25 protein-coding genes are annotated in these 23380 nt (G+C 55.7%); 5 read left to right on the forward strand and 20 right to left on the reverse strand.

Annotated features, from left to right (window positions below):
• Positions 1 to 75 precede the first annotated feature (75 nt).
• The 12 genes from LW884_03535 to recF form a co-directional block, all read right to left on the reverse strand.
• Positions 76 to 837 (reverse strand): LamG domain-containing protein, encoded by a 762-nt coding sequence (locus tag LW884_03535; protein MCE3007404.1) that lies wholly within the window; start codon positions 835 to 837, stop codon positions 76 to 78.
• Between the two features lie 4 nt (positions 838 to 841).
• Positions 842 to 1387 carry a LamG domain-containing protein gene (locus LW884_03540; GenBank protein ID MCE3007405.1) on the reverse strand — a complete coding sequence of 182 codons (546 nt, stop codon included), beginning with the start codon at positions 1385 to 1387 and terminating at the stop codon, positions 842 to 844.
• Positions 1388 to 1615: 228 nt separating this feature from the next.
• Entirely contained in the window at positions 1616 to 2308 is a 693-nt protein-coding gene (locus LW884_03545; GenBank protein ID MCE3007406.1) for a LamG domain-containing protein, read from the reverse strand.
• A 24-nt stretch (positions 2309 to 2332) separates the two neighbouring features.
• On the reverse strand, positions 2333 to 3223 hold the full coding sequence (locus LW884_03550) for a LamG domain-containing protein (GenBank protein ID MCE3007407.1): 891 nt from the start codon (positions 3221 to 3223) through the stop codon (positions 2333 to 2335).
• A complete protein-coding gene (locus LW884_03555; protein ID MCE3007408.1) occupies positions 3207 to 4004 on the reverse strand; it encodes a LamG domain-containing protein in 798 nt (265 codons plus the stop codon). Before LW884_03555 ends, LW884_03550 begins: the two co-directional genes overlap by 17 nt.
• Positions 4005 to 4049: 45 nt before the next feature.
• The gene (locus LW884_03560; GenBank protein MCE3007409.1) at positions 4050 to 4766 is read right to left on the reverse strand and encodes a LamG domain-containing protein; all 717 of its coding nucleotides are present in this window, start codon (positions 4764 to 4766) and stop codon (positions 4050 to 4052) included.
• 31 nt (positions 4767 to 4797) lie between these two features.
• Entirely contained in the window at positions 4798 to 5526 is a 729-nt protein-coding gene (locus LW884_03565; protein ID MCE3007410.1) for a LamG domain-containing protein, read from the reverse strand.
• A gap of 24 nt (positions 5527 to 5550) precedes the next feature.
• The gene (locus tag LW884_03570) at positions 5551 to 6243 is read right to left on the reverse strand and encodes a LamG domain-containing protein (GenBank protein ID MCE3007411.1); all 693 of its coding nucleotides are present in this window, start codon (positions 6241 to 6243) and stop codon (positions 5551 to 5553) included.
• A 23-nt stretch (positions 6244 to 6266) separates the two neighbouring features.
• A complete protein-coding gene (locus LW884_03575) occupies positions 6267 to 6977 on the reverse strand; it encodes a LamG domain-containing protein (protein ID MCE3007412.1) in 711 nt (236 codons plus the stop codon).
• A gap of 24 nt (positions 6978 to 7001) precedes the next feature.
• A complete protein-coding gene (locus LW884_03580) occupies positions 7002 to 7712 on the reverse strand; it encodes a LamG domain-containing protein (GenBank protein MCE3007413.1) in 711 nt (236 codons plus the stop codon).
• Positions 7713 to 7833: 121 nt separating this feature from the next.
• Positions 7834 to 8763, reverse strand: coding sequence for a T9SS type A sorting domain-containing protein (locus LW884_03585; protein ID MCE3007414.1), 930 nt, complete (start codon positions 8761 to 8763; stop codon positions 7834 to 7836).
• Positions 8764 to 9051: 288 nt separating this feature from the next.
• Positions 9052 to 10134, reverse strand: coding sequence for a DNA replication and repair protein RecF (gene recF / locus LW884_03590; GenBank protein ID MCE3007415.1), 1083 nt, complete (start codon positions 10132 to 10134; stop codon positions 9052 to 9054).
• 56 nt (positions 10135 to 10190) lie between these two features.
• On the opposite strand from recF, the gene pdhA reads away from it, so the two are divergent.
• From pdhA to LW884_03605, 3 genes are all read left to right on the forward strand, one after another.
• Positions 10191 to 11246, forward strand: a complete 1056-nt coding sequence (gene pdhA / locus LW884_03595) for a pyruvate dehydrogenase (acetyl-transferring) E1 component subunit alpha (GenBank protein MCE3007416.1) — start codon at positions 10191 to 10193, stop codon at positions 11244 to 11246.
• Between the two features lie 288 nt (positions 11247 to 11534).
• Positions 11535 to 12638 (forward strand): hypothetical protein, encoded by a 1104-nt coding sequence (locus LW884_03600; protein MCE3007417.1) that lies wholly within the window; start codon positions 11535 to 11537, stop codon positions 12636 to 12638.
• On the forward strand, positions 12639 to 12995 hold the full coding sequence (locus LW884_03605; GenBank protein MCE3007418.1) for an MGMT family protein: 357 nt from the start codon (positions 12639 to 12641) through the stop codon (positions 12993 to 12995).
• A gap of 77 nt (positions 12996 to 13072) precedes the next feature.
• Here LW884_03605 and LW884_03610 read toward each other — a convergent pair whose 3' ends face one another.
• The 3 genes from LW884_03610 to LW884_03620 form a co-directional block, all read right to left on the reverse strand.
• Entirely contained in the window at positions 13073 to 13606 is a 534-nt protein-coding gene (locus LW884_03610; GenBank protein ID MCE3007419.1) for a hypothetical protein, read from the reverse strand.
• 12 nt (positions 13607 to 13618) lie between these two features.
• Positions 13619 to 13987, reverse strand: coding sequence for a DoxX family protein (locus tag LW884_03615; protein MCE3007420.1), 369 nt, complete (start codon positions 13985 to 13987; stop codon positions 13619 to 13621).
• A 95-nt stretch (positions 13988 to 14082) separates the two neighbouring features.
• Positions 14083 to 16230 carry a SpoIIE family protein phosphatase gene (locus LW884_03620; GenBank protein MCE3007421.1) on the reverse strand — a complete coding sequence of 716 codons (2148 nt, stop codon included), beginning with the start codon at positions 16228 to 16230 and terminating at the stop codon, positions 14083 to 14085.
• 309 nt (positions 16231 to 16539) lie between these two features.
• Between LW884_03620 and LW884_03625 the strand changes: the two genes are divergently transcribed.
• Positions 16540 to 16932, forward strand: a complete 393-nt coding sequence (locus tag LW884_03625; protein MCE3007422.1) for a hypothetical protein — start codon at positions 16540 to 16542, stop codon at positions 16930 to 16932.
• A 137-nt stretch (positions 16933 to 17069) separates the two neighbouring features.
• Here LW884_03625 and LW884_03630 read toward each other — a convergent pair whose 3' ends face one another.
• The 3 genes from LW884_03630 to LW884_03640 all read right to left on the reverse strand — a co-directional run bounded on the left by LW884_03630 (position 17070) and on the right by LW884_03640 (position 19220).
• Positions 17070 to 17312, reverse strand: a complete 243-nt coding sequence (locus LW884_03630) for a NifU family protein (GenBank protein ID MCE3007423.1) — start codon at positions 17310 to 17312, stop codon at positions 17070 to 17072.
• A 17-nt stretch (positions 17313 to 17329) separates the two neighbouring features.
• On the reverse strand, positions 17330 to 18406 hold the full coding sequence (locus LW884_03635; GenBank protein ID MCE3007424.1) for an Mrp/NBP35 family ATP-binding protein: 1077 nt from the start codon (positions 18404 to 18406) through the stop codon (positions 17330 to 17332).
• A gap of 79 nt (positions 18407 to 18485) precedes the next feature.
• Positions 18486 to 19220 carry an RNA methyltransferase gene (locus LW884_03640; GenBank protein MCE3007425.1) on the reverse strand — a complete coding sequence of 245 codons (735 nt, stop codon included), beginning with the start codon at positions 19218 to 19220 and terminating at the stop codon, positions 18486 to 18488.
• 59 nt (positions 19221 to 19279) lie between these two features.
• Between LW884_03640 and LW884_03645 the strand changes: the two genes are divergently transcribed.
• Positions 19280 to 21871: a BamA/TamA family outer membrane protein gene (locus LW884_03645; GenBank protein ID MCE3007426.1), complete on the forward strand. Its 2592-nt coding sequence runs from the start codon at positions 19280 to 19282 to the stop codon at positions 21869 to 21871.
• 116 nt (positions 21872 to 21987) lie between these two features.
• Here LW884_03645 and LW884_03650 read toward each other — a convergent pair whose 3' ends face one another.
• Positions 21988 to 22716, reverse strand: coding sequence for a hypothetical protein (locus LW884_03650; protein MCE3007427.1), 729 nt, complete (start codon positions 22714 to 22716; stop codon positions 21988 to 21990).
• A 218-nt stretch (positions 22717 to 22934) separates the two neighbouring features.
• A partial coding sequence (locus LW884_03655; protein ID MCE3007428.1) for a gliding motility-associated C-terminal domain-containing protein occupies positions 22935 to 23380 on the reverse strand: 446 nt, incomplete at its 5' end.

Genomic DNA, 23380 nt, shown 5'->3' on the forward strand with positions numbered 1-23380 from the left:
TAACAGGAACCGGCGAGGCAAGCTGAAATTACAATCAGAATTGGTATCATACTTTTTTAAAGATTGGTTCCATCATTATTGTTTCACGCCATGGTTGCCATTTCCGCTCGCGTCGCACACATCCAGGCCACCCGGGCAGGTATTGTCTGCGCCCTCATCCAGGCGGTAGTAGGCCACCAGGCCGGGCTCAGTGCCTGCCAGCCGTTCGGTCATTTTGTGGCGGATTTCTTCTTGCGTAAGCGCGCGGTTCCACACCCGAAATTCGTCCATATAGCCACCATAATGGCCATAGCCAGAGCTAGAATTGGTATAATCTCCAAGCTGTATGGAAGGATGAACAATTCTGCCTGAAGCTCCTCTCGACCGCACCTCGATGCCATCTACAAACAAAGTGGGCTGTCCCAAGTTATATACAACAGCCACATGATGCCAGCCGGCCAGTACTTGATCATAAACCAACACAGAGGGCAGATAACCTGCAGAGTGCTCAAATACACTAATCCCGTTGTTACCGATGGAAAGGCCTACGCCTGCGTGCACATCACTGCCATACCCAAGCGCACCATTATCTGGGAAGACGGCATAGCGCTGCCCAGAGAAAACACCATTTGCACCCGAGGTACTCTCCGCAGTTGCCGACCGGCTAAGTGTAGGTCTTACCCAAAGCTCCATCGTGAACGAGTTACTTACAGCATTGATTCCAGGCGGCGCATACCCAACCAGGGATACATCATCTACGCCATCAAAGAATAAGGCGCTCTTACTGCCTTGAGCAGAAACGAAAGCACCAAGCTGAGCCAGAATAAGGGCAAATAGCAATGCTCCTCGAATGTTCATGTCACTAAAATTTTATTCCATGGTTATTATTAGTACTCGCATCGCATACATCCTGGCCGCCGGGGCAGCTGTTGTCTGCGCCCTCATCCATGCGGTAGTAGGCTACCAGACCGAGCTCGGTGCCCGCCAGCCGCTCGGTCATCTTGTGGCGAATTTCAGCCTGGGTCAACACACGATTCCAAATACGGACTTCATCCATCCTACCCGAGAAAGGATAATCGTCCTGGCCAGAAAAACCTAAATTGATGCCCAAGGCAGCAAATCGGGTGGCAGAGTTGCTCTGCAGGGGGATGCCGTTGTGGCAGCTACTTAACAGCCCATTTACATAAAGACACACCTGGCCATTGCTCATGGTGCAAGCCAGGTGCGTCCACTGTCCGGCAGGCACTGAATTTGTAGGTGTTACGATATTCGTCCAGTTTCCGGGAATGTTCTGATTCCAGGTAGAAAACTGGAGAGCTCCGTTTACAAGTCCAATTACAAAGGTAATTTGTGGAAGACCCTCAGAATGGAGGGCATTCAGCAACCCCGAATTATCTGTAGGTAGCACCCAAGCCTCCCAGGTATAGACCGACGCGTTGTTAAAGAAGGAAGTATTTATATTGACTCCCACCGGAACCAGTGCCTCCTACGAAGTAGGGCTGACTCTGGTACCGTCAAAAAACAATGCGCGACCACCGCCCTGCCCATAAGCACTAAATGCTGACAGAAACGCAACAAACAAAATTCTCGCTTTCATATTCTCCTTTCTCATATCTTAGATCTTGCCTCGACTGTTTCAATAAAATTTCACACCGTGGTTGCCATTCCCGCTGGCATCACATACATCCTGGCCGCCGGGGCAGGTGTTATCTGTACCCTCGTCCATGCGGTAGTAGGCCACCAGGCCGGGCTCAGTGCCAGTTAGGCGTTCGGTCATCTTGTGGCGGATCTCATCTTGGCTAAGGGCGCGGCTCCAGACACGCACCTCGTCCAACCTGCCTGTCAGCCTTCTGCCAGTAAGAAGCGAAAGATCGCCTATACGAGCTTGTGCTCCGGTTGCATCCACATCACCAAGGGCCCTTGTAGCGCTGCCAGACAGATTGCCATCCACATACATTGAAAACACATTGCCCTGACGCATGAAAACCAAGTGATGCCACGCACCATCGTCTACTCGTGTTGTGGTAGATACGGCAACGATAGAGAAACTGGCATCCCGAACTTGCATATATGGCGTGCCATTGTCCAGGATGACGAACTCCACATCCTGATTACCACCAGTGTATCCACTTCCCCACAAATTCTCAATCTGACCGGAACCCACACCCCCATTTGTGGCCCACATGGATACGGCAAAGTCCCGGTTGTCGAACGAAAACGAGGGAACCCCGATGTAACCACTTCCGTCAAAATTCAAGGCCTTGCCACTTCCCTGGCCATAGGCAGCGGCGAACAAATAGCAAACAATAAATAGGAATGTCTTTTTCATATGCTTTCTATAAAATCATCTACTTTAGAACTTCACACCGTGATTGCCATTGCCACTGGCATCACACACATCCTGGCCGCCGGGGCAGGTGTTATCTGCGCCTTCGTCCATACGGTAGTAGGCCACCAGGCCGGGCTCGGTACCCGTTAGGCGTTCGGTCATCTTGTGGCGGATCTCCGCCGCCGTAAGGGCGCGATTCCAGACACGGATTTCGTCCATCTGGCCAGTCATCGCGTTACTAATCACAGGTGTAGAACCAGAGCAATAGTGAACCGCAGAACCTATCCGCAGGGCACTTGCACCCGGATAAGGCTGGTCTATAGACATTAAGCCCGTATAATTGACACTCGGAAAGCCATTCCATTGAAGTCGCACGGAGCCACTCTGATAATAAGCAAAACCATCGGGCTGCGTAGTGAAGGCCACAGCGGGGTCGCTGCTATCCAACCGCAAGCGGCCGCTTGCAAGCAAAATACCATTGTGGTAGAGAGATAGGAATCCACTATCGAAAGAGGCTGCGATATGATGCCAAGCACCATTTTCCAGCTGTACAGGTGCAGAAACACTACCTATCAGGTGAAAAAAATCACCCCCAGTATTTATAAAGAAGCCTAGCGTATTGTTCGAATAGGCAAAAAAATAACTCTGCGCACCTTCGCCGCCACTGCCCCCAACCACATTTGGGCACCAGCCTCCCTTCATGAGCAGGATGCCATCTGCTTCTATTTTTGTCCAGGACTCTACCGTAAAGCGGGTGGCCAGATCTAACTGGCTCACATCAGCTACTTGAATGTATCCGTTTGAGTCAAAATATACGGACCTCCGGGCACCCTGACCGTACAAAGCAGACAGGGAGCAAAGGGCAAGAAGAAGAGAAAAAACAATTTTTCGCATTGTGTCAAAATTTAACTCCATGATTATTATTGCCGCTGGCATCGCACACATCCTGGCCGCCTGGGCAGGTGTCGTCCATGCCCTCGTCCATGCGGTAGTAGGCTACCAGGCCGGGTGCGGCACCCGCCAGGCGCTCGGTCATCTTGTTCAGGATTTCATCCTGGCTCAGGGCGCGGCTCCAGATGCGCACCTCATCTATCGTTCCCACAAACTCGTAAGGGCCATCCTCGCACCGCTGACCGGTAGCTGACACACGGGAGCCAATGGACAATGGTGCATCAGCTGCAGGAATATCACCCAAAGGACCTACAGCTGCCACCAATAGCGTATTTGTCCCTTCTCCATTTAGGTATATCTCCACTCTGTCTAGCCCATTGCCAGTAGCAACATCTGCACGGTAGACCACAGAGAGATGTACCCACTCTCCCACTACTACGCTTTCTTGACTACTAACCAAACGATAGTTAAGAGTAAGATTCCTTTTGGAATAGAACAAAAAACTTGGCCTAAACTGGTCGTCGAGAAAAAATGCAAGCTGGCGATTGTCTTCAGAGCCAGACGGACAGCTATTGTCTCCCAATTTTGCTAGGATAAATTGTTGCTGATTTGTGGTCGGTGCAGGCCGTACCCATGTCTCAAAAGTAAATTCTTTTCCTGGACCAGAAAAAGTGGAATTCCATGTGCTGACATTCTGAAAATTGACATAATCGTCGATACCGTCAAAAGTCAGCGAAGTGCCGCTCCCCTGCCCGTAACTAGCAAACAGCGAGTAGCAAATAGTAAATAAAATAACGCGCTTCATGATGGTTTCTTATTAAACTACAGATAAATCGTTGGTTGCTGGCTACTAAAACTTGGTACCGTGATTGCCATTCCCGCTCGCATCACACACATCCTGGCCGCCGGGGCAGGTGTTGTCGGTGCCCTCGTCCAGGCGGTAGTAGGCTACCAGGCCGGGTGCGGCACCCGCCAGGCGCTCAGTCATTTTATGGCGGATTTCATCCTCTGTCAGGGCGCGGTTCCAGATGCGAACTTCGTCCATTGATCCCTGATAGGGTTCTCTCCCATCTACATCCAGGCCAAGGGTTAGCTCGCTAGCAGAGTTTATATTTCCGGGCATGCTTTTACTACCCACTAGCGCCCCATCCACATATAAACGAGCAAAGCCTCCCTGACGCGTAAAAGCAATATGGTGCCAGTTTTGGTCCAGGATATATGGGGCACCCCCACCCTCAATACCGCTACCGTATGCAAACAAGCTATTGAACTCACCTCCCTGGCCAGCCACCAGTGCTACCAGCACCCCGTTGGTACCCATTTGTACTTCAAAATTTCCGTTGTTTCGCTTGGCAAGCAGCTGCCAAACAACCACTGAAGGCGGTGCCACGGAGAGATCTGGCTTACACCAGAATTCGTAGGAGAAATCACCATTACCAAAGTCAAATGTGGTGCTATGTGGTACGGCCAGCCTGCCAGCACCATTAAAAGATACAGCCTGCCCACTACCCTGCCCGCTAGCTGTAGTAAAAAAAACAAGAGAAAGCAGATACAATAGATTCTTCATACATCAAAACATTTATATCCAGAGAGAATGCTCAAAATTTAACCGCATGGTTCCCATTGCCGCTGGCATCGCACACATCCTGGCCGCCGGGGCAGGTGTTGTCTGCTCCCTCGTCCAGACGATAGTAGGCCAATAGGCCGGGCTCTGCGCCAGCTAGGCGCTCGGTCATCTTGTGGCGGATTTCGTCCTGCGTAAGGGCGCGATCCCAAATGCGTAGCTCATCTAGTCGTCCCGAAAAGGGCTGATCGGGCTGTGAAGCAAAACCTGTATTAATACCCACAGATGCCAAAGCAGTAGCCCCGTTATTCTGGCCAGGAACATTTAAAAACTCATCCGCCAGGCTGCCATTTATATATATACGTACCGTACCGCTATTCATGCTGATGGCCACATGTGTCCACTGGTTGTTGGGCACCAGGCCAGTGGCAGTACCTACCCCTGTCCAGTTCCCCGGTGTTCCCTGATTCCACGTGGCTAGTATGACTTGCCCATTTATAAGCGAAATGGCAAAAGTGGTTAGAGGGTTTCCCTCTGTAAATAGGTGGCAGTACAACGGATCGGTAGGAAAAACCCAGGCTTCCCAGGTATACTGTGCCCTCTGGTTAAAAAACGAACGGTTGATACGCACACCCGCAGGTATAGTAGCTTCCGGCGAGCCGGGTGTTACCCGGGTTCCGTCAAAACTCAGGGCACGGCCACTGCCCTGTCCATAGGCAGCAGTAAACAGGCAGCAAGCAATAAATAATAGTATCCCTTTCATGTTTTCTCTATAAAAACTTCCTTATTAAAACTTCACTCCATGGTTGCCATTCCCGCTGGCATCGCATACATCCTGGCCGCCGGGGCAGGTGTTGTCTGCTCCCTCGTCCAGGCGGTAGTAGGCCACCAGGCCGGGCTCAGTGCCAGTTAGGCGTTCGGTCATTTTGTGGCGAATTTCCTCCTGGGTAAGGGCGCGGTTCCAGATCCGTACTTCGTCTATCGTACCCGCCAGGCGTTCAGCACCACCCAGCGCAGCGCCGCCAGAACCCAGGCGCAGGGTTGCTGTGCTCGGGGTAATTGTACCCGGCAGGGAAACTTGGGTAAACTCGCCATTGACACCCAACCGGCACACCGCCCCATCATAAACTGCAGCCAAGTGGTGCCACTGGTTTGGGGCCAAAGTGGCGAGGGCACCAAGGCCAGCCCAAGCGCCTGGCTCTATATAGATAAGGAATACGGGAACGCCATTTGTGATTTCTAAACTATACGCATTGTTAAAGACTACATCGCCAAACTTTGCGACTACTTTTTGGCTTCCGGCCATAACGGAGGGAAGGAATACCCAAGCTTCTACCGTCAGGCTATTGGCAGGAGTGAGCGCAGCGGTATGTGCCACCACTACCGCATCGTTTCCATCAAAGGACAGGGCAGTAGAGCCTCCCTGTCCATAGGCAGTAGCAAACAGATAGCAAGAAATGAGTGTTAGTATCCTTTTCATGATTCTTCAATAACAAATTCTCACTAAAACTTAACTCCGTGGTTGCCATTTCCACTCGCATCGCACACATCCTGTCCGCCGGGGTAGGTGTCGTCGGTGCCCTCATCCAGGCGGTAATAGGCAACCAGGCCAGGCTCGGTACCCGCCAGCCGCTCGGTCATCTTGTGGCGGATTTCATCTTGACTCAAGGCCCGGCTCCAGATGCGCACTTCGTCTATCTGACCTTGAAACTCCCCACCCCATATCTGCTGCACAAAACCTGTATTGATGCCTAATGCCCCGCGATTGGCATTCGTCTGCAAGTGTGAATTTTGTGTTAGCACCGCAGATCCATTTATATACATCGTGGTGGTGCCGTTGGCTTGGCGAGTAACGGCCAGGTGATTCCATTGACGAAAAGCAATAGCACTTGTAGCGGTCTGGAGGATATTCCAACCATTATTCCAAATGCCAAACTGAAAGGATCCCCCGCTGTCAACATATACTGACAAGGTGAGCAATGGAGTGCCTTCAGAATATACCAAATGACCGGTAAGCGTTCCTCCAGCTTGCAAATCCGGAAATACCCAGCCCTCCCAGGTGTATGTGCTGCGGGTGCCGATTATGGCACCGGGAAGATTGACACCCCTATAGGAACCAGAAACAGGGCCAGCAAAGGATAGTGAACCACGACTCCCCTGCCCATAGGCAGCGGTAAACAAACAGCAGGCAATGAATAGCAGTATCTTTTTCATGTGTTCTCAATAAACTTCTTCTTACTAAAACTTAACTCCGTGGTTGCCATTTCCACTCGCATCGCACACATCCTGGCCGCCCGGGCAGGTGTCGTCGGTGCCCTCGTCCAGGCGGTAGTAGGCTAGCAGGCCGGGCTCGGTGCCCGCCAGTCGCTCGGTCATCTTGTGGCGGATCTCCTCTTGGGTGAGGGCGCGGTTCCAGATGCGCACTTCGTCTATCCGTCCGGCCAGGCGAGCAGCACCACCCAGTGCATCGCCGCCAGAACCCAGGCGTAGGGTTGCTGTACTCGGGGTAATTGTACCCGGCATGGAAACGGAAACTTGGGTAAACTCGCCATTGACACCCAGCCGGCACACCGTCCCATCAAAAACGCCAACCAGATGGTGCCACTGATTCGGGGCCAAAGTACCGGGGGCACCGAGGCCGGCCCAGCCACTTGCAAGCTTAACTAGAAAATAAGGCCCTCCGTTGGAAATAGAAAGCTGATAGGCATCATTATTAGGAGAATCGCCAAACTTGGCCACCAGCTTTTGGTCTCCGGCCACGATGGCGGGCAGGAATACCCAAGCCTCAACAGTCAGGCTAGTTGTGGGATTCAGTGCATCGGTATGCGCCACTACCACCGCATCGTTCCCGTCGAACACCAGCGCGCGCTGGCTCTGGGCCTGAGCAATGCGGGGAGCAAGCAGAACAGCCCCAAGCAGGAGAAGAGAGCACAAAATTCGAGTCTTCATTTTTATATAGATAAGAAAAGTATGAGCGACCATGCGAGCGGGAAAGACATCAGATGAAACAAGCCCGATGGCGTATATCCTTCCCCTACGAACGAATGAGAGAATGGCTGGGTAAGAACCCCTAGTACTTCACTACCTTTTGGGCATACAGGGCATCTCCACGTAGGCTCTGCACCTGCAGGTGGTAGAAGCCGGCGCGTAGTTGGTCCGTATTCAGGCTAAACAGTTCGCCAGGAGTAAGGGTAGCGTTTTTTTCCACCACCACCTGCCCCAGGGCATTCACCAGCCGGATAGAGGCGGGCGTAGGCTGAGCCAGCTGGGCGTTGACGTACAGTACGGACTGTACAGGGCTGGGAAATACGGTGATCTGGTCTACATCTCCCAGCTTTACGCTGGCTATGTTGCTGTAGCTGGTGCGGCCATCCAGGTCGTAGGCTTTTACGCGGTAGAAGAGGCGGTCTGGTACAGGAGACGCATCTACGTGGCTGTATTGTAGCTGGGTGCTGCTGTAGCCGGCGGCTGGCTGGCTGTGTATGGGCTGATACTCCACACCATCCGTGCTGCGCTGTAGCTCAAAGCGCTCTGTGTTCTCCTCCGTATCGGTAAACCAGCTGAGGTTTACGGATTGTCCGCCCTTGCCTATGCCAGCACTCAGGCGCAAGTTTTCGATAGGCAGCACCACCACCTCGTCCAGCACAAACTCGCCCCTACCCGAAGAAGTAAGCGCGATGGTGTTACTCGCCATAGTAAGGGTAGCGCCTATGGCCGACCAGGAGGTGCCGTCGTTGCCCCCGCGGCTGAACATGTTGAGGTTGGGCTCGTTCGAAGGGCTAAGGTTGGCATTAGTCGTATAATCTATGGTGGCGCTATAGCTGATGGTGCCAGGTGTGGCCCCCACCGGGAATACGCCCCAGTAAATGCCATTGCGAATACTACCCCCAGGCAGCCCAGCCTGATAATTCGGGTTGCTGTTTACGCGATACACGTGAAAACCCGTAGCGCCGGCACTGACGTTTGATATGGTGATTACATCCCTATTGCCCGGGTTCAAGGTAAGCGTAACCCCAGACCAGCCTCCGCTGTATATAAACACACTGGTGTCCCCTATGGGTGCCCCGCTATCCACCCATGTGGGCTGGGCAATAAGAGGAGAAGAACACAACAAAAGAACGAGAAGAAAGCCTAGACTTTTTGACTATTTCATTCCCTTCGAACTGATTTAAGTGATTTCTCAATGAAGATAGAGAAAAAACACCAAATCATCAAAAAAATTTCCGCCGTGCTGTATAAAAAATTTCGCCCCTTCCGTATATAAGCGTTTTGGCCTCTCCCGCCCTACTCAGACTCCTAGCTGAGCGAGGCAAAATTTCCGACTGGTTGGCGCAAGCAGGGCCTCAATCCGGTGGGCATCGGTATGTGTCAGAAAGATCTGCCCCCGCACCCGCTGGGCCAGTATTTCCACCAGCGACTCTACCCGCCTGGCATCCAGCTTATCCAGCAGGTCGTCTAGCAGCAGGATGGGCGACTGGTTGGCCGCACGCTCTATATATAGGTACTGGGCCAGCTTCAGGGCCAGCAAGAAGCTCTTCTGCTGGCCCTGGCTGCCAAACTGCCGGGCGGGGGTGTCATTTAGCAAAAAAGCCAGGTCATCTCGGTGGGTACCCTGGCGGGTGCGCCCACTGGCCAGGTCGGCAGCCAGGCCCATCCGGAAGGCATCACCCCAGGCCATTCCGCGCAGGCTGTCCAGGTAGGCTATGCGGGGCCGCTCGCGCCCGCTACTTACCCAGCCATACACTTCCTCAAAGTAGGGGCGAAAGGCGGCCAGCATCTCCAGCCGCTTCCGGGCCAGTACAGGGCCCTGCTGCAGCAGGGGCTCGGTCCACAGCTCCAGCAGGGCAGCATCCGCCCGGCCCTGTGCCTGCTGCTGTAGCAGGGCATTGCGCTGCTTCAGTGCCCGGTCATACAGCACCAGGGCCTGCAGGTAGGCAGGGTCTGCCTGGCACAGCAGGGCATCCAGCCACGCCCGGCGCTGTGTGCCCCCCAGGCGGATCAGGTCTGTATCCTCGGGCAGCATGGTTACCACAGGCAGACGGCCCACATGGTCTACCAGCCTGGGCAGCGGTACTCGGTCCCAAAACACCCGCTTGCCCCTACCCTGCAGGTAGTGTATAGCCAGCTGCCTGGGCGCGGGCCCTAGCTGCGCCTCCAGCTGGAAAAACACCTCGCCCTGCATGATGGCATCCCGATCTGCATGCAGCCCCTTGGCCAGGCACAGGTAATGGATGGCCTCCAGCAGGTTCGTCTTGCCCGCGCCATTGGGCCCACAGAAGGCATTGAAACCTGCGCAAAACGATATCGCCCGATCCGCATGGTTTCGGAAATGCAGCAGGGAAAGCTGCTGAAAATACAGTATCTCTGGCAAGACTACGCGTTTAATCCCTACTTTTGTGCTCTACGTGTAAAGATAAGTCTGACACCATGGCAAATACAAAAACGACTGCACAGGCCAAAGTGAAAGCCACCCAGAATGGCAGAGCCGAGCAGCCCACCTATAGCAGAGCGCAGTTGGACTACTGGTACGAAATGATGCTGCGCATCCGCCGTTTCGAGGAAAAAGCCGGCCAGCTGTATGGCCAGCAGAAGATTCGCGGTTTCTGCCACCTGTACATAGGCCAAGAGGCTGTAGCCTGCGGTATTGAAACTGCCATCCGCAAGGACGATGCCGTGATAACCGCCTATCGAGACCATGGCAATGCCCTGGCACGGGGCGTAACGAGCAATGCCTGTATGGCCGAGCTGTACGGCAAGGAAACTGGCTGCTCGCGGGGTATGGGTGGCAGCATGCACATGTTTAGCGACGAGCACCACTTTTATGGCGGCCATGGCCTGGTGGGCCAGCAGATACCCGTAGGCGCCGGCATCGCCATGGCATTCAAGCAGCAGAAGACGGACAAGGTATGCATCTGCATGTTTGGCGATGGTGCTGCACGCCAAGGGGCCCTGCACGAAGCCTTCAATATGGCCATGACCTGGAAACTGCCAGTGGTGTTTATCTGCGAAAACAACTTCTACGCCATGGGCACCAGTGTGGAGCGCACCAGCAACGTAACCGAGCTGTATACCCTGGGCGAAGCCTACGACATGCCCAGCTGGCCCGTGGATGGCATGGACGTGATGACCGTGCATGAGGAAGTGAGCAAAGCCGTAGAAATGTGCCGGAAGGGAGAAGGACCCGTGTACCTGGAAATACGCACCTACCGATACAAAGGCCACAGCATGAGCGACCCCGCCAAGTATCGCAGCAAAGAGGAGCTGAACGACTACAAGGACCGAGACCCCATTGAGCAGTTGAAGCAGTATCTGCTGGCGCACAAGCACTACACGGAGGACCAGCTGGAAGCAGTAGACCAGCGTATGAAGCAGGAGGTGGCCGATTCCGTGCTGTTTGCCGAGAATAGTGCCTATCCGGATAAGAGCCAGCTATACGACTACGTGTACGTAGAGCAGGACTATCCCTTCCGGAACGATTTTTAGTGTACAGCCCAGCTCGCCACACTTCTGGCAGGCCGAGACGACCACTTCGGCTCGGCCAGTGTGTAGCCCGTATAAACCCGTATAAAACAGGTGAGGCCACGCCAGAATAGGCCCGCATTCAACCTGAAACGGCGAAACCCCGCACAAACTGAAACCGGGCATAATATCCGCGCACGTGGACAGGGCTCGAGCAATTTTTGTAAAAAAACCTAATTTGCTCCCTGATTCAGGCCTGTGCCAGGCCCCCATTTGCCCCACCCCACCCCCGATCTGATCCCGATCTGACCGATGGAAGCGAACCCGATACCCGAAAAGCTGGAACGTAGCCTAAGCATGAGCTGCAAAAACTGTGGCGCACAGATGGCCTTCAGCCCTGGCAGGCAACAGATGCTGTGCGACAACTGTGGCACCACTGCCAGCCCACCCGCCGAGCGCGACCAGGTGATAGAGCACGACTACACCGAGGCGCTATATATGCCCCAAACCCAGGCAGGCCTGGGGGTGGCCGCCAAAGAGTTCCACTGCAATAACTGTGGAGCCAACACCCTGGTAGAACCCACCACCGTCAGCTTCGAATGCCCGTTCTGCGCCAGCAAAAACGTAAATGAGGAGGCGCACAGGCAGCAGCTGATCCAGCCCGCAGGCGTGCTCCCCTTCCGGATAGAGAAAAAGGCCGCAAACCAGCAGTTTCGGGAATGGATTGGCAAAGGCTGGTGGTATCCGCGCAAGCTGGAAAAACTGGCACAGCTAGACAAGATGGAGGGTGTATACGTGCCATTCTGGACCTATGATGCCGACACGGATAGCAGCTGGACCGCAGAGGCTGGCTACTACTACTACGTTACCGTACACTATACCGATAGCCAGGGAAACCAACAGTCGCGCCAGGAACAGCGCATACAGTGGGTACCCGCCAGCGGCTACTACCAGCACTGGTTTGACGATGTAACTGTGGTGGCCAGTGGCGGGGTGAAGCAGAGCCGAGTGGAAGCCATATACCCCTACGACCTGGAACAAGTGGTGAACTATGACAGCCAGTACCTGCTGGGCTGGCACAGCGAGGTGTATCAAAAAGACGTGAAGGAGGGCTTTGAGGTAGCCGAGGAGATTATGGATGGCTACATCCGCAGCGAGATTATCCGCACCATACCGGGCGATACCTACCGAAACCTGCTGGTGCATACACGCAAGCACAGCATTACCTACAAGCACCTGCTGCTACCCCTCTACATTGCTGCCTATCTGTACGAGGGCAAGAGCTACCAGGTGGTTGTAAACGGCCAAAGCGGCAAGATTAGCGGTGAGAAGCCACTTAGCTGGATCAAGATCACCCTTGCCACCGTGGCAGTGCTGGCAGTGGCCACTGCCCTCTATTTCCTCTTCCGCAAGTAAGTGCGAGACCACCTACCCCAGGCTCGAGCAGATTTTTTCCTGGATGTGTATGCCGTGGTGCTGCAGATACCCCCAGGCAGGGTAAGTACGTATGGCGCAATAGCCGAGTTCTTGAGCCGGAAGGGAGCGGCCCGTATGGTGGGCTATGCGCTGAATGCACTGCCCCTGCACGAACGGGATGCCGTCCCTGCGCACCGGGTGGTGAACCGGCAGGGGATGCTTACGGGCAAAGCGTACTTTGGCACGCCCGAGCGCATGCAGCAGCTGCTGAAGGCCGAGGGGATTGAGGTGGTGGCAGACCGCGTGCAGGATTTTGATCGCCTGCTCTGGCACCCCGCCCAGGCCCTGTGGGGCTAGCGTAGGGCAGGCGGATGTGCCGCATTGTATCCATTACCCGATCTGCAACCGCACTACGCACAGCCCGCAAACCAGCCCTACGAGGCCGCCCGCGCCTGCAGCCGCAGGTACTGTAGCGTGCTGGGGGCCATGCCAAAGTCTGCCGACAGCTGAATACCCACCTGCTCGCTGGTAGCAGCCATCCGGATGATGGCCATATGGTGAATGGTGTGCTCAAAATTATAGGCCAGCTCGCGCTGTGCGTAGGTATCCATCACGATGGGGGCTGTGTCGGGCTCGGGGCTATAGCACACCTCCAGGCGGAGGGGCATGGGCTGAGCCAGCTGTGGCAGCTGCTGCTGTATTTCTGCCATCACCTGGCAGGCATAGGCGGCAGATGTCTCGATACGCATGTCTCTCTTGCGCCTGTCATAGCTCACCACCCCCTGGCTAAGCCCGTTCGACAGGCACTGGTAAAACTCAAGTATGTGGCGCGTGTGCTGGCCCAGGGTGGAGCCACCCAGCAGAGGCAGGGCCGCAGAATAGGCTTCGGCAGATACCTGCAGCAGGAATCCCTCGAGCTGGGCTAGCAGGGCACGGGTTTCAGAAACTAGATGGTGGTTTGGTTCCATAGCAGCATGGGCTTAGCTTACAGATGCACCCAGGTGCTTCTGGGCATGCAGTAGGTTGCGGCGCAGGAGGCCGAGTGAAATGAGGAAAAGCAGGATGGCAAGAACCGTAAGGGTTGGGTCTTCGCCCGGGCGAATAATCAGCTCAGTAACGATGGCGCCGCTCATGGTGCCGGCCAGCAGCAGCAGGCCCAGCAGATAGAGGCCATAGGGCCCCAGGATCCGGGTTTTGGAACCCATGGCCAGGCCACAGGCCAGCAGGAGGGCCGTAACCAGCTCCAAGCCGCCAGTCAGGTGGCGAAACCAGCTGCCCGAAAAACCCATGAACGCATTGATCTGGCCAAAAAGCTGTACCGACACGGCCAGGCCCAGCAGCTTGGGCATACTGAAAGCTAGCATGAGGAAGGCCAGCAAGGCTGAAAACTTTTTCTCGGAAAATTTCATAAAGGAAAAATCTGTAAATCAGGATGGTACGGAACCTAGATAGGAATACGCAAACCAATAACCATCATGTCATCCGTTTGAGACAGAGCACCCATCCAGGTGTCCAGCTCGGTTTTCAGTCGCACTTTCTGGGCATCCATGGGTTGCAAATGTATCTCTTGTAGCAGGCGCCGAAGCCGGGGTGGCGTAAACTTTCGGCGTGCTTCGCCCCCAAATTGATCTGTTATACCGTCGGTATAGAGGTAGATACGGTCTTCGGGCATCAATTGTATCTCGTGGGTAGTAAAGCTGGCACTGCCGCCCTCTGCTGCAGCATACAGCTGGCTGCCGCCTCCTATCGGTCTTTTTTCAGGGGCAATTTCATTCAGTTCGCCCATACGAAGGTACAGCAGCGGTCGGTTTGCACCACTGTACTGCAGCCGGCGTGTCTTCAGGTTCAGGCGTACAAGCGCCACATCCATCCCGTCCTGGGCGGTATCCCTGCCACCCCTGTCCTGGTTCAGTGCCTCGCGCACCAGGCTATTCAGCCGGTCTAGCATCGGGCCTGTGTCTGGCAGCAGTGCCTCCTGTGTAACGCGTGTGAGCATATTGCTGCCCATCACACTCATAAACGCACCCGGAACCCCGTGGCCAGTACAGTCTGCCGCACATATATACAGCTCGTCTTGCTGGTAATAAAACCAGTAAAAATCGCCGCTTACAATATCCTTGGGCTGATAGAACACAAAGGAATCGGGCAGAAACTGCGAGAGCAGCTCGTCCTTGGGCAGGATGCTCAGCTGGATTCGCCTGGCGTACACAATACTATCGGTGATATCCTGGTTTTTTTCTTCTATCTCGCGGTAAGCTGCCTCCAGGTTTTCATTCTTAGCCACGATCTCCTCGTTTGCCTCTTGTAGCTCGTGGGTGCGCTCTATCACCTTTTTTTCCAGGTTTTGGCTCAGGTCCTCCACCTCGTTGAAGGCGGTAGAAAACCGCCGCCCCAGCACGATGATCTGTAGAAAAAGGAAGCACACAAAGCCGTAGGTAACCAGCTCGGTACGTGTGCCAATACTGATGCCTGAGAGGAGAAGCAGCGCATCATGCAGGCCAGCCAGCACCACAAGCATAATGCCCAGCGCAATCAGCCTGGCGTATGGCCTGCCACGCCGCAGGGCCAGCACAAGCACGTACAGAAAATAGACGATACCAGGAGCCATGAGCACAAAGCCAAATGGCAGTACATAGGGCAGAAGGGAGCCCGGCATAAGCAGCAGCACAATACAGTAGCCAAGAAGCAGGTACTGGAGTATGCGCAGGTAGGCGGGGCGCAGGGCCTCCTGCGGAAATAGTGCCAGCAGGTAGCGCAGGCCGAACAAAACGAGGAGTACAGTGGGAATATAGTAGCCCTTGAGCTGAACCGGGAAGCTGAAGAAGGGTGCATGGAGGTTCAGCCACTGGTACACATAGTGGTCGCCAAAGAAGGCAAAGCGAACCACAAAGGCGAAGGCGATGAGGCCGAAATACAACATGCCCGTTTCCTTTCGGCGGAAGTAGTAGAGCAGCAGGTAATAGAGGGCCATGATAAGTAGGGCCCCCATTACCAGGAGGTTAAACATATTGGCCTCATCCACGCGCCCATGTACATGGGTGGGGTGGCCCAGCTCGAACTCCCCAATATCTCCCCCCAGGCCGCTGTAGTCGCTTACCTGCACCACCAGCTGTATCTCCTGCTGGCCGGGGGGCAGGTCTATCACCGTCCGGATCATCTGGGGCAGCACCGTCTCGGGGTCGCAGGCCACCTCGCCGCTGGCCATTACCTGCCTGCCATTCACAAAGATCCGGTGAGACGTCCAGATAAACGGTGTGTGCAGGCTGAAGGCCCTACCGCTGCTGGGCATGCGGATGCGCAGGGCGTAGGTGGCGCAGCCTTCGCCAGTTAGTGGATTGTTATTGATTTGATAGGAGCTCCAGGCACCGGGCACCGGGGCATACAGGTCTGGGCCCGGCTGCGCTGCCACCTGCTGTGGGCTAAGGATGCGATCCCAGTAGAACGCCCACTCACCCGCCAGCGTCAGGGTCTGGCTTTCGGCTGGGGTCCAGTTTGTAAGGTCAAGCTCGCCCCGCGTGGCCTGCTGCGCGTAGGCCCAGGGCCCACAGCAGCCCCATATAATAAGTAGCAAGGTGGTCCATTTACAACTCATCCGGGTCATCACAAGATAGTTCATACGATTCGGATTACGCGGTAAGCTATGAAGTTATTGTATCAAAAGAAACCAATAAGCCTGGCCGGGCAAACAGCAAGGTAAGCAATAGCCCGGAACCAGTACTGGGGCCCCGCGAGCAGACCTGCACCGCAATCTCGCATCCTCTCTCAATATCCTTTTAGGCCGATTTCGCGTAACAGAACGTAGTAAGGCTTGGCCCGACTTTGGTTGTAGAAGTAGAATAAAAAAATCGGACTTGGGCTTCTATTGGTTTTTTGTATTGTTGTAGAGGGAAGGTACACATAAATGAGCGTCCTAATCATACTATCCCTGCTTGTCTGCCCAGTCTTCGGGCAGGATGCAGCCCAGCCGGGAGGCGGGGAGGTGCCACCCACCCAGGTGGATAGCAGCCTGGCGGTGCACCTGGCCTACGCGGGGACGCTGGTACAGATTACGGTGGAGCATCCTACAGCGGAGGTAGTATTCCTGGAGCTGTATGACACAGATGGCTACCGGGTGTACGAGCAAATGCTGGAGCTGATAGAGGGCCGGCAATGGATGGAGCTGAAGCTGAACACCCTAAAAGATGGCAAACTGCTGGTACGATGCTATGCCGAGCCGCTAGAAAACCAGCAGCTGCGATACAAGCCCACAGACATCCAGCTGGTGAAAGACCGGAGCGAGGTAAACCTGCGGTAGATTTTCGCCGGAGAACACAGAGAACAGAGTGCGTGTTCCGGCCACAGGAGAGGCAGGCAGGGGATACGAAAGCAGATGGAGGGCAGGCTGATCTGGTTTCTCGGGCCACCTAGGCCGAGCAGGGGCAGCCGTACCAATCAGGCGGCGGGGTTCACGGTGCGCACGGCCTGCACCTCTGGCACCGCGCGGCGTATGGCCTGTTCTATGCCCGCCTTCATGGTCATCTCGCTCATATTGCAGCTGGTGCAGGCCCCCAGCAGCTCCAGCTCTACAACCAGGTCTTCGGTAATGCGGTGCAGGCGCACATCGCCCCCGTCGGCCTGCAGGTAGCCCCGTATGCTATCCAGCGCGTCCTCTATTTGTTTATGAACTGTTTCCATACGCCATTGGGGCCTGCCTAGGCCGGTATTTTTTGGGCATTCAGGATGCTGATCTGTCGGGCTAGCTCGCCGGCCAAGGCCCGAAAATGCGGGTACCAGGGGTGTGCAGGGTCCTGGGCTACGGGTACACCTGCATCACTGGTAGCGCGGATGGACTCTACGATGGGAATCTGACCCAGCAGTGGTGCGCCAAACTCGGCTGCCACCTGCTGCCCACCACCACTGCCGAAAAGCTGGAACCGGCGACCCGGCAGCTCTTCGGTTTCAAACCAGGACATATTCTCGATAACACCCAGCAGCGGTACCTGTATGTGTGGGCTGAGAAACATGCCCGCCGCCTTGCGTGCATCGGCCACGGCCACCGCCTGGGGGGTGGTAACGATGACTGCCCCGCTGAGCGGAAACTGCTGGCTAATGGTGATATGAATATCGCCGGTACCGGGTGGCAGGTCCACAATCAGGTAGTCCAGCTCTGGCCACGCCGTATCGGTAATGAGCTGGCGGAGGCTGTTGCTCGCCATGGGCCCCCGCCATACGATCGACTTGTCCGCCTCTACCAAAAAGCCAATGCTCATAACATACACGCCGTGTTGCAGAATCGGCTCCATTTTTTCCTGCCCGTCTACCTGCACCAGGTAGGGCCGCTGGTCTACCAGGCCAAACAGCATAGGCACACTGGGCCCATAAATATCGGCATCCACCAGCCCCACCCGGCTGCCGGCCTGGGCCAGTGCCACGGCCAGGTTTGCGGCCACGGTGCTCTTGCCCACGCCCCCTTTGCCACTCCCCACGGCAATCAGGTTTTTTACCTGAGGCAGCAGGCTATTCGGGTCGGCCTGCGCGGCGCGCACCCGGGCACCCATGGTTACCTCCACCTGCAGCCCGGGGTCTACCAGGGTGTGGATGGCCGTAATGCACGCATGCTGGATGGCATCCTTCATGGGGCAGGCAGGGGTAGTGAGCTCCACGGTAAAGCACACGCGCCCACCCTCCAGCCGCAGATCCTTTATCATGTTCAGGCTTACCAGGTCCTGCTTCAGGTCTGGGTCCTCCACATGTCGCAGGGCATTTAGAATATCATTTGTGCTGAGCATAGGGGTAGTAACTGTGGGAAAGCGTAAAAAGTTTGGCCAGCAGGCTACGGCAAAGATAACAAGGCCGCACGCTACTGCCCTAGCCCGCGTGGGGGTAAAATACCTGCTGATGCCAGGCGTATAGCAATATAGCACCGGCAGAGGCCACATTCAGGCTCTCTGCGCCGGCAGTACCGGGTATGTGCACGGGCTGCACAGTGGGCAGGGCTAGCAGGGCAGCCTCTACCCCATGGCTCTCACTACCCAGCAGCAGGCGGTGGCCGGGCCTAAACCGAACCGCCGGCAGTGGCTGGCCCTGCAGGTGGGCGGCCCACACGGGCTGGGTAGATGCGGCTATCCAGCCAGCCAGGTCGTCGGTATAGCCCAGCTGTAGCCGGAAGATGGCCCCCATGGTGGCACGCACCGCCTTGGCATTGTAGGCATCGGCACAGCCAGGCCCGCACAGCACCTGCCGGAGGCCAAACCAGGCCGCACTGCGCAGCAGCGTACCCAGGTTGCCCGGGTCGGCTACGCCCTGCAGGAGCAGGCAGGCATCGGGGCTGCCGGGCGGCGGGGGCCCGGCAGCCGGTAGCTGGCAGAGCACCACCACCCCCTCGGGCTGCTCCTGGTCTGCCAGCAGCTTCAGCTGGGCCTCTGTTGCCTCGTAGCAGGGCACCCCGGCGGGCGGGATGGAGGACGGGGGCAGGGCACCCAGCGCTGCCGCTGTGCCGATTACTGCCTGCATGGGCCAGTGTGCGGCCACCGCCTCGGCCAGCAGCTTGTAGCCCGCAGCCACAAACAACTGCTGCTGCTGCCGCTGCTTCTTTTGTCTCAAGGCATAAAATTGGCTAAACTTGGCCTTGGACAGGGGTTCTCTTGCCATATTGCGCACGCATGTACCGTTTCGTGTGCAATATACAGGTATCCGCACGAGCCCTGGGCGGCATTTGGTGGTTGCGCTTGCTCTGCCTACTCTACCTGGCAGGCTGCGATGCCACGCGCTACCTGCCGCAGGGCGAGAAACTGGTGAAAAACACCCCCACATTCTACGGAAACACCCAGCATGAGGATGACGAGCTACTAGACTATGTACAGACAGCACGAGACCGCCGCATCCTGATCCCCAAGTTCTACCTGCATGTATACAATGCCGGAACCGGCCTAAAGGTAGACTCCAGCTGGATAAAGGGGATGTACTACCGCTTTGACAAAAAGGGCAAGCTGCTGAATGGCACAGGCGACTGGATGCGCGAGGTAGTGGGCAGCCCCCCCACAACGGTAAACCGTGTGCAGCTGGTAAAGGACTGTAAGAACCTGGAGAACTTTTACTTTTCTCAAGGCTACTTTCATACCCAGGTTCGCTTTCGGGTAAAGCCCCTCCTGCTGAACCCCCGCAAGGCCATCGTTTCCTTTCATATTGAGGAGGGCATACCCGCCCTGTACCAGGAGGTGACGTACAACACGAAGAGTGCCCACTTCCTGGCCCTACTGGCTGCCGACTCGGCCAGCGCACTGATAAAAAAAGGCGATCCCTACCGCGAGCCGGTGCTGGTGCAAGAGCGAGAACGCATTAGTACCCTGATGCGAAATCACGGCTATTACCGCTTCTCCGCCAGCGACATTACCTTTGAGGTAGACACTACCCTGCAACGCGTACCCCTGGTGCAGCAGGTAGCGCAGGCCCGTAGCCTGCATGAGGCCGGGCTGGGCTATCAGCTCATCCGGATAAAGGTGCTGCTGCCAGACACGGGCCAGGTGTACACGGTAGACTCGCTCTATTTCAGCCTAAGCCAGGGTGCGGCCGACACAACATCCTTCCGCCTGAAGGCAGACGAACTGAGCCCCAGGATGCGCAAAGCCCTGCGCCTGCCCAGCCGCCGCCTCAGCCCCTCAAATCCCCTGGTATACTACCCCAGCTACCAGACACATAATGTGCTGAACTACAACTTCCTACAGCGCCAGGTAGCCTTCCGGCCCGACAGCCTGTATCGGCTGAATGACTACAAGCTAACACAAAGACAGCTGCAGCGGCTAGGGGTTTTTGGCCAGACCTTTATCCGAGTAGAAGCAAGCAACCGGCCCGACAAGCTAAACCTGTGGATGGAGACCACGCTGCAACCCCGCTTCTTCCACCAGGAACGGATAGAGCTCTTCCAGAGCCAGGACCGCCGCATCAACACCAACCTGCCGGGCCTGGGTGGCTCCCTCCAGCTGGGTAACCGCAATGCCTTTGGCCGGGCAGAGCAGCTAGACGTGCAGCTAAACGGAAACCTCTTCCTCTTCTCTGGCAGGCAGCGCGAACTGCGCAGCTACCAGCTATACTACCAGTACGGGTTAAATATCAACTTCAGCGCCCTACAGTTTTATTTTCTGGACAGCCTGGTCCTCCGGCTAAGCCGAAACCCTAGGCTGAAGAACCGCCTGAACTTTCATGACCGTGCTACCGGCTTCAGCTTCAACTTTAACCAGGAATTGAACCAGCAATTTCAGCGGCAAAACTTTCTGCTCAGCTGGCAGTACAGCTGGAGCCACTATGCTTTCAGCTTCAACCGACCTAGCCGCTGGCAGTCGGTCTTCAAGCCCTATGTAGTAACCTTTGTAAACTCAAAGCTGGCCCCAGACTTTGAGGCCGAACTCACCAGCGACACTGACGATGCGGGCAACTTCATCAGCGATAACGAACTGCGGGTACGCCTCTTCACGCTACGCGACTTTGAATCGCGCCTGGTAACTGCCAGCACTTATATACGTACCTACAGCCTGCACTACCTGGGCAAACAGCGCAGCCCAGGCTGGTATCTGCGTATGCAGGCCGACCTGGGGGGCAATGTGCCCTGGCTAATAGACTACGCACGCACCCAGCTGGGCAGCGAGTCGGATGATATATCAGCGCGCAGTATAGGCGTGCAGGGCCTGGTGTACAGCCAGTTCTACCGCCTAGGCCTGGATAGCCGCATGAGCCAACAGCTGTCGCGCAGCACGCAGGCGGTGTTTCGCCTGCAGTGCGGAGCGGGCCGCAGCTTCAACCACACCCCCACTGTTCCGTTCGAGTATCGTTTCTTCTCGGGGGGGGTGAGTAGCGTGCGCGGATGGCAAAGCAACACGCTGGGCCCCGGTACCTATCCGCAGGATGTTACCCAAATATATGCCCTGGGGGGTGAGTTTAAGCTGGAGGCCAATGCCGAGTACCGCTGGGTGGTAAATAGCCCCCTGGAGCTTGCCCTCTTTATGGATGCCGGGAACGTATGGTTCTGGGATGCCAGAGAGCTGGAAGACCCACGAGTCGTGTTGAGTGCAGACAACCTGGAGCTGGGTATCGCCGCCGGAATTGGCTTCCGCTTCAATTTTGACTTTCTTATCCTGGCGCTCGACCTGGGCCAGCAGCTGTACGCCCCAGACCTGAGGGGATGGGTAACCAGGCGGCTACTGACTGACCTGGGAGCAGACCGGCTGCAATACAACCTGGGCATAGGCTATCCCTTCTAGCCTATTACCTGTCTATGCCCGGAATACACGCACAGGCAGAGGTAGACTGTACACCTAAATCCTTGGCGCACCCGAATGTCCTATTACCCGCCTCGCAATCCATCGAGGTTTTCCATTCAACCTCTTTCTTTTTTCCAAAGACTCAGATAGAAATCTGGAGAATGATCGAGCGCATTGCCCGATTCGTCCTCTTGAAACCATAGAAAATCCTCCTTCACATTGCCCTTGGTCAGGGTTATATAAATCAGCCCACCATGATAATTGCTCCAGCTTATGTACGTTTGCTTCCCCTCTAATTTGTATCTCAGGGGGTTGGACAGCTTCTCTTCAAAACGTATGGGCCAAAATGCCTGGCCCCGCTCACCGTAATAGATCTCGAGCTCTCCGTTCTGGATAGTCGTATATAGAACTGCGTTTTGTGACACGGAGATACCCAGAAGCGAGTTGGGGCACAGAAGGGAAACAATCCATCCATCACTAACATCTTTAATATCCTCGATACTCCCCGCAAAGGCCTGCTCGATACCATCCGGGTTTAAACATCGTATATACGCTCCGCAAGCCGCTATGCAATCCAATAAATATATCTTCGGGGAGCCGCGAAATCGGACTTCATACCTACACACAACCATTGGCTCCGAGACCTTTATCTTTCTAATAAGTTCGAGTTTTATTCTCAATCCTCCCCTGCCATTGGCATAATAGATCGTCGGCCCTTTATTCTCTGACTCAAGAATCAGTATCTCACCCGTATCTTTGTCAACATAGATACCATTCGGGAAATCATTGTACTGGCCGCTGGCAAGACCGAGCAACAAATACAACAGGGTCACAGCTCGCTTCATGCTGAAAAACTAAGGCTTTTGCTGCATGAAGTACGCCACAGTATCCCTCGAAACACAGTCGACTCCGTCCTCTGTGCGTGGGGTATCGGGCCAGGCGCAGCTTAGGGTAAAGCCAGGGCCGAAAGTAGGCGGTAGTGTGCCAAGCAGGGGCTTTTTCATGGTTCTGCGGGGCTTAGTTCCAAGATTAGCACATAAAGGTAAAAACTACCCCTACCTCCCTACCGGATGACCGTAACCGTGCGCTGCAGCTCGCGCGTGCCACCCTGGCAGTCCGGCACCTGGATCAGCACTACATACACCCCCTCGGGCAGGTCTGCCGTGCCGTCGGTACCGCGCCAGGGTTCGCTGCCGGCATACACCTGCTGGCCCCAGCGGTCGAATACCTGCAGGCGGTAGCCTGCACCCAGCTGGCTGGGGCTGGGATACTGGTCGTTCAGGCCGTCGCCATTGGGGGTAAAGACGTTGCCCCAGCTGGTTACTAGCTGTTGCGCCGCGTCGGCTACCTGTAGGCTAGCCGTAGCCGTGCGCCCACAGCGGTCGCGTATCGTGAGGGTAAGGGTGCCCGCCAGATTAGCGGCGGGGGTGTAGCTGGGCTGGGTGCTTAGCAGGCTGCCGTCTTCGCTGGTCCAGGCATAGTTTAGGCCAGGCTCTGCGGGCACCTGCA

The sequence above is a fragment of the Bacteroidota bacterium genome (genome assembly GCA_021300195.1).
GTDB lineage: Bacteria > Bacteroidota > Bacteroidia > J057 > JAJTIE01 > JAJTIE01.

What these genes read in the sequence shown, in the direction of transcription:
- LW884_03535 (MCE3007404.1), bottom strand. Translation starts at nt 837, where the DNA reads ATGAACATTCGAGGAGCATTGCTATTTGCCCTTATTCTGGCTCAGCTT.
- LW884_03545 (MCE3007406.1), bottom strand. Translation starts at nt 2,308, where the DNA reads ATGAAAAAGACATTCCTATTTATTGTTTGCTATTTGTTCGCCGCTGCC.
- LW884_03550 (MCE3007407.1), bottom strand. Translation starts at nt 3,223, where the DNA reads ATGGAGTTAAATTTTGACACAATGCGAAAAATTGTTTTTTCTCTTCTT.
- LW884_03555 (MCE3007408.1), bottom strand. Translation starts at nt 4,004, where the DNA reads ATGAAGCGCGTTATTTTATTTACTATTTGCTACTCGCTGTTTGCTAGT.
- LW884_03560 (MCE3007409.1), bottom strand. Translation starts at nt 4,766, where the DNA reads ATGAAGAATCTATTGTATCTGCTTTCTCTTGTTTTTTTTACTACAGCT.
- LW884_03565 (MCE3007410.1), bottom strand. Translation starts at nt 5,526, where the DNA reads ATGAAAGGGATACTATTATTTATTGCTTGCTGCCTGTTTACTGCTGCC.
- LW884_03570 (MCE3007411.1), bottom strand. Translation starts at nt 6,243, where the DNA reads ATGAAAAGGATACTAACACTCATTTCTTGCTATCTGTTTGCTACTGCC.
- LW884_03575 (MCE3007412.1), bottom strand. Translation starts at nt 6,977, where the DNA reads ATGAAAAAGATACTGCTATTCATTGCCTGCTGTTTGTTTACCGCTGCC.
- LW884_03580 (MCE3007413.1), bottom strand. Translation starts at nt 7,712, where the DNA reads ATGAAGACTCGAATTTTGTGCTCTCTTCTCCTGCTTGGGGCTGTTCTG.
- pdhA (MCE3007416.1), top strand. Translation starts at nt 10,191, where the DNA reads ATGGCAAATACAAAAACGACTGCACAGGCCAAAGTGAAAGCCACCCAG.
- LW884_03600 (MCE3007417.1), top strand. Translation starts at nt 11,535, where the DNA reads ATGGAAGCGAACCCGATACCCGAAAAGCTGGAACGTAGCCTAAGCATG.
- LW884_03610 (MCE3007419.1), bottom strand. Translation starts at nt 13,606, where the DNA reads ATGGAACCAAACCACCATCTAGTTTCTGAAACCCGTGCCCTGCTAGCC.
- LW884_03615 (MCE3007420.1), bottom strand. Translation starts at nt 13,987, where the DNA reads ATGCCCAAGCTGCTGGGCCTGGCCGTGTCGGTACAGCTTTTTGGCCAG.
- LW884_03620 (MCE3007421.1), bottom strand. Translation starts at nt 16,230, where the DNA reads ATGAGTTGTAAATGGACCACCTTGCTACTTATTATATGGGGCTGCTGT.
- LW884_03625 (MCE3007422.1), top strand. Translation starts at nt 16,540, where the DNA reads ATGAGCGTCCTAATCATACTATCCCTGCTTGTCTGCCCAGTCTTCGGG.
- LW884_03630 (MCE3007423.1), bottom strand. Translation starts at nt 17,312, where the DNA reads ATGGAAACAGTTCATAAACAAATAGAGGACGCGCTGGATAGCATACGG.
- LW884_03635 (MCE3007424.1), bottom strand. Translation starts at nt 18,406, where the DNA reads ATGCTCAGCACAAATGATATTCTAAATGCCCTGCGACATGTGGAGGAC.
- LW884_03645 (MCE3007426.1), top strand. Translation starts at nt 19,280, where the DNA reads ATGTACCGTTTCGTGTGCAATATACAGGTATCCGCACGAGCCCTGGGC.
- LW884_03650 (MCE3007427.1), bottom strand. Translation starts at nt 22,716, where the DNA reads ATGAAGCGAGCTGTGACCCTGTTGTATTTGTTGCTCGGTCTTGCCAGC.